The sequence below is a fragment of the Streptomyces incarnatus genome, from assembly GCF_001027185.1.
GTDB classification, from domain to species: Bacteria; Actinomycetota; Actinomycetes; order Streptomycetales; family Streptomycetaceae; genus Streptomyces; species Streptomyces puniciscabiei.
In genome coordinates this window covers 1,785,255-1,798,184 of record NZ_CP011497.1, presented here as the reverse complement: position 1 = coordinate 1,798,184, position 12,930 = coordinate 1,785,255, and the positions used below count along the sequence as shown (strand labels likewise).

At 74.4% G+C, this 12,930-nt stretch carries 9 protein-coding genes and 2 pseudogenes; 6 read left to right on the top strand and 5 right to left on the bottom strand.

Annotation, left to right across the window (positions count from 1 at the left end):
* Positions 1 to 48: 48 nt before the first annotated feature.
* Positions 49 to 1,062, bottom strand: coding sequence for a hydroxyacid dehydrogenase (locus ABB07_RS07955; RefSeq protein WP_208898053.1), 1,014 nt, complete (start codon positions 1,060 to 1,062; stop codon positions 49 to 51).
* Positions 1,063 to 1,472: 410 nt separating this feature from the next.
* Here ABB07_RS07955 and ABB07_RS07950 point away from each other — a divergent pair, with 410 nt between their 5' ends.
* Positions 1,473 to 3,053: a carboxylesterase/lipase family protein gene (locus ABB07_RS07950; protein WP_208898052.1), complete on the top strand. Its 1,581-nt coding sequence runs from the start codon at positions 1,473 to 1,475 to the stop codon at positions 3,051 to 3,053.
* A 181-nt stretch (positions 3,054 to 3,234) separates the two neighbouring features.
* On the opposite strand, the gene mmuM is transcribed toward ABB07_RS07950, so the two are convergent.
* Together mmuM and ABB07_RS07940 are read right to left on the bottom strand one after the other, a co-directional pair.
* Positions 3,235 to 4,164 carry a homocysteine S-methyltransferase gene (mmuM, locus tag ABB07_RS07945; RefSeq protein WP_208898051.1) on the bottom strand — a complete coding sequence of 310 codons (930 nt, stop codon included), beginning with the start codon at positions 4,162 to 4,164 and terminating at the stop codon, positions 3,235 to 3,237.
* A 1-nt stretch (position 4,165) separates the two neighbouring features.
* A pseudogene (locus ABB07_RS07940) lies at positions 4,166 to 4,872 on the bottom strand (polysaccharide lyase family protein); the annotation flags it as partial.
* A 1-nt stretch (position 4,873) separates the two neighbouring features.
* Between ABB07_RS07940 and ABB07_RS07935 the strand changes: the two are divergent.
* The 5 genes and pseudogenes from ABB07_RS07935 to ABB07_RS07915 form a co-directional block, all read left to right on the top strand.
* Positions 4,874 to 4,999 (top strand): annotated as a pseudogene (locus ABB07_RS07935) (carbohydrate esterase); the annotation flags it as partial.
* 67 nt (positions 5,000 to 5,066) lie between these two features.
* Positions 5,067 to 6,758 (top strand): DUF2264 domain-containing protein, encoded by a 1,692-nt coding sequence (locus ABB07_RS07930; protein WP_208903334.1) that lies wholly within the window; start codon positions 5,067 to 5,069, stop codon positions 6,756 to 6,758.
* A 139-nt stretch (positions 6,759 to 6,897) separates the two neighbouring features.
* On the top strand, positions 6,898 to 8,889 hold the full coding sequence (locus ABB07_RS07925) for a PE-PGRS family protein (protein ID WP_208898050.1): 1,992 nt from the start codon (positions 6,898 to 6,900) through the stop codon (positions 8,887 to 8,889).
* 214 nt (positions 8,890 to 9,103) lie between these two features.
* Entirely contained in the window at positions 9,104 to 9,892 is a 789-nt protein-coding gene (locus tag ABB07_RS07920) for an isocitrate lyase/PEP mutase family protein (RefSeq protein WP_208898049.1), read from the top strand.
* Between the two features lie 261 nt (positions 9,893 to 10,153).
* Complete coding sequence (locus ABB07_RS07915; protein ID WP_208898048.1) at positions 10,154 to 11,212, top strand: cellulase family glycosylhydrolase; 1,059 nt, start codon at positions 10,154 to 10,156, stop codon at positions 11,210 to 11,212.
* A gap of 33 nt (positions 11,213 to 11,245) precedes the next feature.
* On the opposite strand, the gene ABB07_RS07910 is transcribed toward ABB07_RS07915, so the two are convergent.
* Positions 11,246 to 12,055 carry an alpha/beta fold hydrolase gene (locus ABB07_RS07910; RefSeq protein ID WP_208898047.1) on the bottom strand — a complete coding sequence of 270 codons (810 nt, stop codon included), beginning with the start codon at positions 12,053 to 12,055 and terminating at the stop codon, positions 11,246 to 11,248.
* Positions 12,048 to 12,632, bottom strand: coding sequence for a TetR-like C-terminal domain-containing protein (locus tag ABB07_RS07905; protein WP_208898046.1), 585 nt, complete (start codon positions 12,630 to 12,632; stop codon positions 12,048 to 12,050). Before ABB07_RS07905 ends, ABB07_RS07910 begins: the two co-directional genes overlap by 8 nt.
* Positions 12,633 to 12,930 lie beyond the last annotated feature (298 nt).

Below are 12,930 nucleotides of genomic sequence, written 5' to 3'. Positions count from 1 at the left end.
GCCTGTGGACAACGGCCCGCGCGGGCATCGACGGCGGTCCACCGGGCATCAGGCGACCCGGCCCAGGTCCGCGTGCCGCACCTCGTGCAGCGGCGGCCGGCCCGCCGCCAGGCGCTCCAGCTCCGTCACCACGATCGTGCCCAGGCGCTCCAGCTCGTTGCCGAGCGAGCCCGCGATGTGCGGGGTGAGGAAGACGTTGGGCAGCCGGTACAGCGGGGAATCGGCGGGCAGCGGCTCGGGCTCGGTGACGTCGAGGACCGCGCGCAGCCGTCCGGAGACCAGGTCCTCGGTCAGCGCCTCGTGGTCGACCAGCGCGCCGCGCGCGGTGTTGATCAGCACAGCGCCGTCCCGGATGAGGGCGAGCCGGTCCCGGTCGAGCATGTGGTGGGTCTCGGGGATGTCGGGGGCGTGCAGGCTGACGGTGTCGCTGCGCCGCAACAGGTCCTCCAGCGGCAGCAGTTCCGCCCCGAGGGCGGCGGCCTCGGAGGGGCTCACATAGGGGTCGTGCAGCAGGACCGTGAGGTCGAACGGCCGCAGCAGCTCCATGAGCCGGCGGCCCACGCGGGAGGCGCCGACGAGCCCGACGCGGCGGCGGAAGTTGCCGGTGCCCGCGGTCTCGGCGGGGGTCGGATGGGTGTGGGCGCGGCCGTAGCGCTCACGGTGTTCGAAGGCGTCCTTCCCGGCGAGCAGGATCATCGCGAGCGTGTACTCCGCCACCGGCAGGGCGTTCCCGGTGACCGCGCTGGACACCGTGACACCGTGTTTCCACACGGCCTCGCCGATCAGGGAGCGGACCGAGCCCGCGGCATGCAGGACGGCACGCAGCCTCGGGACGGCGGCCAGGGCACCGGCGTCGAGGTGCGGGCAGCCCCAGCCGGTGATCAGTACGTCGGCCGAGGCGAGGGCGTCGGCGGCCGACGGATCGGCGAAGTCCCGTACGACGAGCTGCGCGTCGATGTCGGCCGTCCGCCTCAGCCGGGCCATGAGCGGCGGGGGGAAGAGCAGCGGCAGGTGTACCGGATCCATCGCGAACACGGCCCGCGGCGGTTGGGGGCTGGGCATGGCTCTCCTGGGAGGGAACGGGGTGGCGTGCTCCAGGGATGGAAAGAGTTTCAGAAAGCGCCTTCTACCGTATGGCTGCGGAGGGGGGTGGTCAATCGGCTGGGCGTACGGCCGACGGGTGGCAGGTAGGTGCGGTGCATGTACTGTCCGCGTGTCAGCCCAGCCGTGCCCGTCTCCAGGTCGTGGCATTGCTTCAGAAATCGGTTGCCACACCCTCGACGGGTACAGCGGAACCCAAGCGGCCGCCTGCCTCGCTTCTCGTGCCGTCCGCGCCGCCGACAACCGGTTACCCATCGTGCCGACATAGCCCGAACGGCCCTCCCCCGCGCCCGTGCACCGGAATACCGGACGCTCTTGTGATGCTCTGATGTTGCACGGTGCACGAGTGCGCGGCGAAGGGCTGGTGGGCGATGACGGCAGACCAGGCGGACCCCGAGGTCAGACCCGAGGTCAGGACCCCCTACGGGGCCGTACGCGGCCGGTACGAGCAGGGCGTCGCGGTGTTCCGGGGCATCCCGTACGCCGCCCCGCCCTTCGGCCCCCGCCGGTTCCGCCCGCCCGAGCCGCCCGAGCCCTGGGACGGCGTGCGCGACGCCGGTACCTTCGGGCCCACCGCGCCGAAACCGCCGTACTCCGAGGCCTTCGCCCAGTACCTGTCCGACCCGAAGATCCCCGGTGACGACTGCCTCAACCTCAACGTCTGGACCCCCGAACCGGATCCCGCCGCCCGCCTGCCGGTCCTGGTCTGGCTCCATGGCGGCGCCCTGACCAGGGGATCCTCCGCCGTTCCCGTCTACAACGGCGCCACCTTCGCCCGCGACGGCGTCGTCTGCGTCTCCGTCAACTACCGGCTCGGCGTCGAGGGCTACGGGCTGTTCCCCGACGCACCGCCCAACCCCGGCCTGCGCGACCAGCTCGCCGCCCTGCGCTGGGTGCACGACGCGATCGGTGCCTTCGGCGGCGACCCCGACCGGGTCACCCTGTGCGGCCAGTCGGCCGGTGCCATCAGTGCGGGCGCCCTGCTCGCCGCACCCGCTGCCCGGGGCCTGATCCGGCGCGCGGTGCTGCAGAGCGGGGCACCGGAGGCGTCCGAACGGGACAAGGTACGGCGCATGGTGCGCCGCATGGCCGGCCGGCTGAGGATCCCCGCCACCGCCGAGGCCTTCGCCGCCGTCGACCGCGACCTGCTGCTGCGCACCCAGGCCGAGGTCGGCAGGCTGAGCAGCCCGGTCCTGGGCGGACCCGCGTTCGGCATCGTCGTGGACGGCGACCTCGTGCCCCGCGACCCCCTCCAGGCCCTGATCGACGGCGACACCGCGCAGGGCGCCGACCTGCTCATGGGCTGGACCCGGGACGAGTACCGGCTCTGGCTCGTGCCCGGCGGCCTGCTGGACCACGTCGACCGGCTCGGCCCCGTCGCCCTCGCCGGAGCCATGGCCCGCTGCCGCGCCGGCCACGAGGTGCCCCGCGGCTACCGCGGCCTGCACCCCGATGCGGGCGCCGCCGAGATCGTCGGCCAGATGGTCACCGACCACCTGCTGCGCCTCCCGATGCACCGGCTCGCCGACGCCCGGCCCCGCACCTCCCACCTCTACGAGTTCGCCTGGCCGTCCCGCCTCCCCGACCTCGGCGCCTGCCACGCCCTGGAGCTGGGATTCGTGTTCGACTCCGGCGAACTGCCCGAGTCGAGGAGACTGGCGGGTGAGGGCGCCCCGCGGGAACTGGCCGAGGCGATGCACACGGCCTGGGTGCGGTTCGCGACGACCGGGGACCCCGGCTGGCAGCCCTGGGACGCCTCCCACCCGGTGCGGATCTTCGGCGACGGTGGACCGCATACCGCATACGGTCCACGGGATGCGGAACTCGCCCTCTGGTCGGCCGCCCCCACCGTCCCCGAACCCGCCCACGCCCCCGACTTCCGGGCCCCGGGAGCGGAACTGGCGGCGGCGGTACGGCGCCTGCGGCGGTCGGTGGGAGCCCGGCGCCGGTGAGCCGTCTACCGCCCGCGCCGGCCGGGCCGGCCCACCGAATCCCGCACCACCACGTGCGTGCCCAGGTGCGGCAACAGCATAGAAACCGGTTCCCATGCGGGAGGCTGGCGCTCAGCAGGGGACGCGGGCCAGTGCCGATGGGCGGCCCCCGCAGGGGAGAAGGGGGGCGAAGAGGCACCGATCAGGGGGCGCTGCCCAGCGCCTGCCTGATCGACGTGATCCCCTCCGGTCCCACCCGGCAGCACCCCCCGATGAGCCTCGCCCCCGCGTCCCGCCACGTCTTCACCTGGTCGGCGCCGAACCTGGTCCGCCCGGTCCAGGCGCGCGCCTCGGCGTCCCAGGCCTCGCCGCTGTTGGGATAGGCCACGACCGGCTTGCCGGTGACCCGCGCCGCGATCTCCACCGCGGGCCCGACGTCCTCCGGCACACAGCAGTTCACGCCGACCGCGATCACCTCGTCCACACCGGCGGCGAGGGCGAAGGCCTCCTCCAGCGGCTGCCCGGCCCGCGTGCGCCGACCGTCGACCGTGTACGACAGCCACGCCGGCACTCCCAGCCCGCGCACCGCCCCGAGCAGCGCCGCGCCCTCGTCGGCGTCCGGCACCGTCTCCAGCGCCAGGACGTCCGGCGCGGCGGCGGCCAGCACCTCCATCCGCGGCCGGTGGAAGCGTTCCAGCTCGGCCACGCTCAGCCCGTACCGGCCCCGGTACTCGGAGCCGTCCGCGAGCATCGCGCCGTACGGCCCGACGGACGCCGCCACCCACAACGGCCGGTCGGCGCCCGCGCCCTGGGCCTGCCGGGCGGCCTCACGCGCGAGCTCCACGCTCAGCGCGAGCAGCCGCGCGGCCTCGGCATGGCCGGTCCCGCGCCGCGCGAAACCCTCGAAGGTGGCCTGGTAGCTCGCGGTGATGGCCACGTCCGCGCCCGCCCGGAAGTAGGCGAGATGCGCCTGCGTCACCGCTTCCGGCCGCTCGGCGAGCAGCCGCGCCGACCACAGCTCGTCGCCGAGGTCGTGCCCGGCCGACTCCAGCTGGTTGGACATGCCGCCGTCGAGCACGACCGTCCCGGCGGCGAGCGCGTCGGCGAGGCTGGGGGAGGTGTTGCTGGTCATGTCACGACGCTAGTCGACGCGGAGGCGCACCGGGTGCCCGGGTGCCCCACACCCTGTGGCAGGGCGCGGCCCAACCGCTCACCACGTCGATCTTCAGCACGTTGTACTGGCTGGGGTCCGTGCGCCACGCCCTGGCCGGGACGCCGTAGCTGAACGTGTGGTTGTTGCCCCGGTAGGAGCCCACGGTGAGGGACCGGGTGCTCGGCTGGGTGGGCGGGGACGGGATCGCCGACGTCCAGCCGTCGTTGACCGTGCTCTGCGGCGGTCCGTCGGCGTAGGCCGTCGTCACGCCGATCCGCAGGGTGTGCGCGGCGGCGGCCTGTGCGGCGGTCAGCCTGAAGCGGACGAGCAGCCCGCTGCTGACGTCCTTCCGCAGACAGCACGGGAAGGCGGAGGTCTCGGAACCGCTTCCGATCACCACGTCGCCGGTCCGGTGATCGTATTGAGCGTGGTCGTCGCGCCCGCGGATACGGTCACCCGCGTACTGTATACAGCCAACTCGCCCTTGTAGACAGTCAGCGTGTATGCACCCGGCAGGATGCGGAACACCGAGAAATACCCGTCCGACGCACGTGCGGCTCCCCAGTACTGCGCCGCCGAGTCGGCGAGCCCGACCGTGTACGCGTACGCCGCGTCCCGCCCCGCGATGCCGACGCCGGCCACCCGGTCCCGGCCGCTGTCGGGGACGTACCCCGAGATGCCGAGCGCCCTCACCGACGAGAAGCACGACAACACGCACACCTCCGTGCACGGCGCCACCGTCTGCGCCGGCCTCGTCCGCGACGGACTTCTCGCCCGGCATCTGGTGCCCGAGGGCGCCGTACGGGTGGGATGAAGCCCTGGGGCGCCCCGACCGGAACCGGGGCGCCCCAGGTTCGCCAGGAAGGAAACCCACCGCCGTGATCGAACTGCCCCCCGACGACCGCGCGTCGAGCCCCTGCACCGGCTACACCCGCGCCCACTGGGAGACCGCCGCCGACGCGCTGCTGGCCGCCGTCGAGCCGTACGCCACCGCCGACCGCGCCCTGTACCACCTGCCCGGCGACCATGTGAGCCACGCGGGCCGCCTCTCCGACGGCCTGGAGGGGTACGCCCGTACGCTGCTGCTGGCCGCCTTCCGCCGCGACGAGACCGCGCTCGGCCGGTACGCCGACGGGCTCGCCACCGGCCCCGGCGGGGTGTGGCCGCGCATCGGGGACCGCAGCCAGCCGCTCGTCGAGGCCGCGTCCGTCGCGCTCGCCCTCCGCCTCACCCGGCCGCTGCTGTGGGACCGGCTGGACGACCCGGTACGGCAGCGCACCGCCGACTGGCTGGCGGACGCGCTCACCGCCGAACCCTGGCCCTGCAACTGGGAGTTGTTCCCCGTCACCGTCGGCGGCTTCCTGCAGGAGATCGGCCACCGGCCGGACGCCGCGCGCAAGGCGATCGACCGCGGCCTGGAGCGGATCGAGGGCTGGTACCTGGGCGACGGCTGGTACACCGACGGCGACGGCCGCAAGTTCGACCACTACAACGGCTGGGCCATGCACCTGTACACGGTCCTCCACGCATGGCTGGCGGACGACAGTGAACTGCTCTCTGTATACGGTCGGCGGTTGCCACTCCACCTCGCCGACCACTCCCGCCTGTTCGGCGGCGACGGCGCCCCGATGCATCAGGGCCGCTCCCTCACCTACCGTTTCGCGACGGCCGCCCCGCTCTGGCTCGGCGCGCTGACCGGGCAGACCCCCCTGACCCCCGGGGAGACCCGGCGCCTCGCGTCCGGCGCGCTGCGGTACTTCCTCGACGGCGGCGCGGTCGACGAGTGCGGCCTGCTCCCGCTGGGCTGGCTCGGCCCCGACGAGTCGCTCGTACAGGCGTACTCGGGGCCGGCCTCCCCGTACTGGGCCAGTAAAGGGTTCCTCGGCCTGTTGCTGCCCCCGGAGCACGAGGTGTGGACGGCGACGGAGGAACCCGGCCCGGCCGACCGCGCCGACGAGGTGCGCCCCCTCCCCGTCCCCAACTGGCTGCTGCAGACCACCCGTTCGGACGGCGTGGTCCGGCTGCACAACCACGGCAGCGAGGACGTCCGCTACGACCCCTACTACACCCGGCTCGCCTACTCGACCGCGACCGTGCCCGTCGCGTCGTACGACAACAGCGTGATCGTCGGCGGCGATCCGGGCCGCACCGGGATCGAGCCGCTCGGCACGGGCGAGGGGTGGATCGCCTCCCGGCACACCGTGCGCGACGGGATCACCGTCACCAGCGTCGTCCTGGCCGAGGGCGCGGTGGAGGTACGCGCCCATCTCGTGGCCGGGGCCGAGCCCGGCACGCCCGTGCGGATCACCGGATGGGTGGCCCCCGACGGGTTGCGCGCCGAACTCCTGCCCGCCGTCGGCCTGTCCGGCGCGCTCACCGGGACCGTCGGGGAGGGGGACACCCTCTTCGTCGCACTGGCCCGGCTCACCGGAGAGGCGGATCCGCCCCCGATGGGGGAGTTGGTGTCCGTGCGGCCGGACGGGGAGGGGGAGCTGGAGGTCCGGTGGAGCGGGGGCGGCGCGGCTCGGGTACGGCTGACGGCGGCGGGAGCGGAGGTCGTCGTACGGCGGTGAGCGCGTCCGAGAGGGAGCGGGCGTCGTCGTACAGCGGCGAGTGCGTGCGGGAGGGAGCGGGCGTCGTCGTACGGCGGTGAGCCGGGGCCTGCCGGGCGGGTTCGGCCGTGGTGGGGGCCCGTGCGGCAGGATGATCTCCATGAGGGGTGGGAGCGAAGAGCCGGCCGCGCTGCTGCGGCGGGCCGGGCTGGAGATCGTCGGGGACTGGCGGGTCGAGGAGGTGCTGCCGCCCTGGTCGGCCTGGCGTCGCGTCATCGGATGGCAGACCGAGCCGGCCGTGACCCTGCGGCCGGACCGGCCCGACCTGGTGGCCGAACTCAACCGGGAGTGGCACCGGTTGGCGTCCGAGGCCGGGATCCTCGGCGCGGACGGGGTGTTCCTGATCTCCGTCGCGGGGGACCGGGGGCGGGCGGCGAGCGGGTTCTGGACCCGGGTGCGGCTCACCGGCGACTGGGATCTCGCCGGCGTGCTGGGCGAGCACCCCGGGCAGCCGGAGTTCGTCACGCTGTCCCTGGACGGCGACGCCCTGGTGGCCGGCACGACCGAGGTGCACGAGGTCTGGCTGATCGCGCAGGACCGGATCAGGCAGCGCCAGGAGGCGGCCGCTCGGGCCGCGGGCCGGGAGACGCCCGAGGAGCGGGCCGCCGCGTGGGAGTCGCTGTTCCTGCTGAGGCCGCCCGAGAAGCTGCTCAACGCGTGGGCGAGGGGCCTCTCCCTCAACCCGGCCACCCCGCTGGACGTGCGCACCCGGCTGCTGGAGCGGTCGCACTACGCGATGTACGGCGCCATGCCGCCGGAGGTCGTGGACGCGGCCCTGGCCCACCCGGACCCGAAGTTCCGGCAGCGGACGGCCGAGTGCCAGCCCCGCATCAGCGCCGAGCAGTGGTCCCGGGCGATCCTCGGCGAGGAGGACGAGCGGAACCGGTGGATCCTCACCCTGCTGGCCGCCGACCGCCGGGCCGAGCTGCCCGGGGACACCTGCCGCAGGCTCGCCGCCGACCCCTCCCCGCGCGTCCGCTCGGAGGCCGCCCGCCTCGCGGGCCTGCCCGCGGCCGTCTCGGTCGCGCTGGCCGCCGACCCCGACGGCGGGGTGCGGTACGCGGCCTGCACGGCCGCCTGGCCGCACCTCGACGAGGCGGCACGCCGGGCGCTGCTGTCCGACCCCGTCGAACGAGTGCGCACGACGGCGCTGCTGCTGCACCACCGGGAACAGCCGATGCCGCGGCCGGTGTACGAAAGCCAGGGCGGTGCCTGGCCCGAGGCGCTGGAGACGTGCCGCCTCGAACGTGACCTCGCGGCGCACTTGGCGCGGCAAGGGGAGCGAGACGAGCGCCGCCGCCTGGCCGCCAATCCGTACCTGGACCCGGACCTGGTCGCCCTGCTCGGCGAGGACCCCGACGCCGGCGTCCGCTGGGCCGTCTCGGTGCGGGCCGACCTCACCGAGGAACAACGCGCCCGCATCCGCATCGACTTCGACCCCCGGGCCGTCTCCTGGGCGCTCGACTGGGTCGTCGGCCGCCACGGCGACCCCGACGCCATGCGCCGGCTGGCCGCCTCCGCCCACCCCCTCGTGCGCCGCAGCGTCGCCCGGGCCCGCCGCCTCCCGCCCGACTTGGTGGCCCGCCTGGCCCGGGACGAGGACCGGGTCGTCCAGCTCTTCCTCGCCGAGTCCTGCGACGACGCGCCCGCCGACATGCTTCTCGGCGTGTGGCGGTGGTGGACCGGCAGCCTGAGCACCCCCGACCGCCCGCGCGGTCATCCGAACTTCCCCCGCCGTGGGCTGCTGCGGTACGCCGACGATCCCGACCCGCGCATGCGCCGACTGGCACTGGACGACCCCGACTCGACCCCGGACCTGGTCGAGCGGTTCAGCCGGGACGCCGACGCCGAGGTACGGGGCGACGCGGCGGCCGACCCGCGGCTGTCCCCGACCGCCGCCGCCCGGCTGCTGGAGGACCCCCACGAACACATTCGCGGCGCGGCCGCCCGCCACCCCGCCCTGCCGGCCCGTCTCCTGACCGGCCTGCTGCGCCGCGACGGCGCCGCGGAGACGGCCGCCCGCAACCCGGCGCTGCCCGTCGAGGTCGTGCGCCGGATGGCGGAGCTGATCGGACCGCCTCTCGGCGAGTGAGGCGGGCAATCCCGAGGGGCGTCGTGCTGAGCACCGCGAAATCACCGGTGATCTTCTTCGGGGAAGCGGCACCGCGCGAGGCGAACGCGGGCGCGCACCGGCCGGGCTCCCGGCGCCCCTGCGAGGAGCGCGGCGCGGCCGGACGCGGGGCGGCAGCGGGGCCGGCCCGAACGGTTCGGCCGGCGCCGAAACGACCCGCGCCCAGCATGGCCGTATGACCGCAGAGCCCACCGTGACCCCGTTCGCCGCCCTGCACCACCGGCCCGGCGAGCCGCTGCTCCTGCCCAACGCCTGGGACCACGCCTCGGCTGCCGCGCTCGCCGCGCGGGGCTTCCCGGCGATCGGGACGACGAGTCTGGCCGTGGCGGCGGCCGCCGGACTGCGCGACGGCGACGGCGCGACCCGGGAGCACACGCTGCGTCTCGCCCTGACCCTCGGCTCGGAGCCCTACCTGCTGTCGGTCGACGCCGAGGACGGCTACAGCGAGGATCCCGGAGAAGTCGCCGCGCTGGCCCACGAGTTGCGGGCGGTGGGGGCGGCCGGGGTCAACCTGGAGGACGGGCTCGGCCCACGTGACCGGCACGCGGCGAAGATCGCCGCGGTGAAGGCAGCCGTACCCGGCCTGTTCGTCAACGCCCGGACCGACACGTACTGGTCGGGGGACGGCGACGAGCGGGACACCCTGCGGCGGCTCGACGCCTACCAAGAGGCCGGTGCCGACGCGGTGTTCGTGCCCGGACTGACCGACCCCGGGCGGATCGCGGCACTCGTCCGCCACCTCGACGTCCCCCTCAACATCCTCTACTCGCCCACGGGACCCACCGTCGCCCGTCTCGCCGATCTCGGCGTCCGCCGCGTCAGCCTGGGCTCGCTGCTCTACCGGCGGGCGTTGGGCGCGGCCGTGGCGGCGATGGCCGCCGTGGCGGCCGGGGGGACGCCGGAGGGCGCCACTCCGTCGTACGGCGAGGTGCAGGCACTCAGCGGCGCCCCGCACTTCCAGTAGGGGTTTGACGAAGTCCTGTCCGATGCCTTGACAGTGCCGGGCGGCTACGGCGAGGCTCTCGCCCGAAAGGTGATCGTTACGGCGTGACAGCGCGTCGGGCCACCCCCGTGGCGCGCCTTAGCCCATGCAGCCGCCCTGAGCCGCCCAAGCCTTCGGCCCAGCACGAGGACCGGCCCCGCCGGCGCCCGCGGGAACCCCGCCCGACGCCCGTGTCCGCGCGCCGCCTCCCGCCCCAGACCCGCGACAGGAAGGTCCCCGCACATGTTCCGCTCCGCACGCAGAGCCGCACGGCGCGCACCCCGACTCACCCGTACCGTTCTCGCGGCGGCCGTCGCGCTGAGCAGCACTGCCCTCATCGGACTGGCCTCCGTCCCGGCGTCGGGCGCGGACCGGGCCGCCGCCTCGCTCGAACCCCGGCAGTTCCACGGAGTGAACTGGGCCGACCCGCGCGACAACTACGCCGACGACCCCGTCGTCCTGTCCGGCCTGAGCCTGTCCGACGACTACGCCACCACCTACGCCAAGGCCAGTGACGTCATCGCCGGCTTCCGCAAGAACCTCCAGGCCGACACGGTACGGCTGCCGGTCAACCCGTACACCGTCAACGGCTCCTACTGGCGTTCCTACCGCGCCGTCATCGACGCGGCCACCGCACACGGCTTCAAGGTCGTCCTCAGCTACTGGGAGGGCACCGGCGCCCGGAAGGACGGCTTCATCGACAACCTGCCGGACTTCTGGCGCATGTGGGGCACCGTCACCCACACCTACCGGCGCAACCCGCTGGTCTACTTCGAGCCGATGAACGAGCCGCACGGCTACACCGCGCAGGCCTGGGCCGACCTGGTGGCCCAGTGGATCGGCACCTACCCCTCCGTGCCCCGCGACCGCGTCTTCGTCAGCGGCTCCGGCTACAACGACAGCGTCGTCAGCGTCTGCGCGGACCACCGCCTCGACGGCACCTACCTGTCCCTGCACCACTACGGCTTCTGGAAGCAGAGCGCCACCTACGCGGAGTGGGTCGCCGACCTCAAGGCGCGGATCGGCACGTGCGCCTCCCGCACGGTCGCGGACGAGTTCGGCGCCCCCATGACGACCGGGCTGAACTACGACCGGCCCGCCTCGGCGTCCAGCGACCCCAACTCGGTCGCCTTCATCCAGGCCGACACCGACACCTTCCGGGCCCTGCACATGGGCGCGGTCTACTGGCCGGGTCTGCGCACCGGCGACACCTACAGCATCCAGACCCTCACCGGCGGCGGCACCCACCTGGGCCTGGCCACCACCAACACCTCCGGCGCGGACCGCCTCGCCTGGGCCTGAGGCAAGGGACACCCCGCGACCGAGCAGTGACCGCTACCCGGCGGCCCGGGACCCGGAGGAGTGCAGCGCGTCCACGAGACACCGCGCGAACTCCTCCGGATGTTCCAGGGCGCCGAGATGGCCGCCGGGAAACTCCGTGAACGCGGCGCCCGCCGACTCCGCCGCCGTCACGGCCGTACGGTGCAGCAGCCGGCCCCGGGAGCCGGTACCCGCGCCCAGGGTGAGACGCGCGGAGACGGACCGCAGGGCTGCCGTGTCCGGCACGTACGCGGTGAACGGGAGCAGGACCCGGGTGAGGAAGATGCCCATGGGCGTGGTCAACTCCTCGCCGGGTATGGGCGGTTGGGCCTCCCCCGCCTCGGGTGCGGGTGTGCCGTCGAGCCCGGCGGCCAGCCGGGCCCCGGCCGCCCGCGACCCGGCGGCCCGGTAGGTGTCGGCCACCTCGGCGAACATCGTCCGCTGCCGGTCCGCGTCCGGGAGGACCTGCACCACGGGCGGCTCGTGCGCGACCACGTGCACCAGCCGCCCGGGATGCCGGGCGAGCAGGTCCAGCGCGGCGATGCCGCCGGAGCTGGTCCCGAAGACGTAGGCGGACCCGCCCTTGGGAAGCACCGCCTCCAGCAGCCGGTGCGCGCCCTCGCTCCAGTCCGCCACCCGCTGCTCGGGCACCGGCAGGCCGAGCCGGCCGTGGGCGAGGCCCAGCGGGTCGTACGTCACCACGGTGAAGTGCGCCGCCAGCCGCTCGGTCAGCGGTCCTAGCCCCATCGGATGCCCGGCCCCGCCCGGCAGGACCAGCAGCACGGGACCGCTGCCGGTGACGTCGTGGTGCGGGGGCTCAGTCATCGGTTTCCTTCTCCCGGGGCCAGTGGGTGAGGGCCAGGTGCAGGGCGTCGATCGCCTTGTCCCAGGAGGCCCGTACGTCCCGGTCCGCACCGAAGCCGCCGGCGGACTCCAGGGCGCAGTAGCCGTGGAAGGTGCTGCGCAGCAGGCGTACGGCGTCGGTCAGGTCGGGCTCGTCGAGGCCGTAGGCGCGCAGCATGCCGTAGGTGATCTCGGCGGTGCGGCGCATCGCGGGGGAGCCGGCGAGGAGGGACTGGTCGATGCGGATCTGGGTGGCCGCGTAGCGGCCGGGGTGCTCCAGGGCGTAGGCGCGGTAGGCGCCGGCGAAGGCGGCCAGCGCGTCCTTGCCCGCCCGGCCCGCCACGGCCGCCGCGATCCGGTCGATCAGCTCGCCGCCCGCGTGCAGCGCGAGCCGGGTGCGCAGGTCCGCGAGGCCCCTCACGTGCGAGTACAGGCTCGCGTCCTTCACGCCGAAGCGGCGGGCCAGTGCGGACAGGGTGACGTTCTCGAAGCCCGCCTCGTCGGCGAGTTCGGCGGCGGCCGCGACGACACGGTCGACGCTGAGGCCCGCTCGGGCCATGGGAGCCCTGCCTTTCCGCAATACGTAGCGCTGCCTAGGCCCTCTAGGCAACAAGCTAGGTATACCAGGAAATAGGTCGGGGCTCGCCGGAGGGACGGTGAAGGCGGCCGAGAAGATCCGCGGGTGACCACTTGGCCGCGCCCACCGCCATCAGGCCGTAACTCGCCGTCAGACGAACTCTGTTGGTGATGCGGATGTGTACGGCGTCGAAGGCGTGCACACCCGCAACCCCGCCGGGTGAAGTGCAGGCTCGGGCCGAGACCCGCGGCGGCCGGGAGAAGAGCCGGCCGGCCGCGGT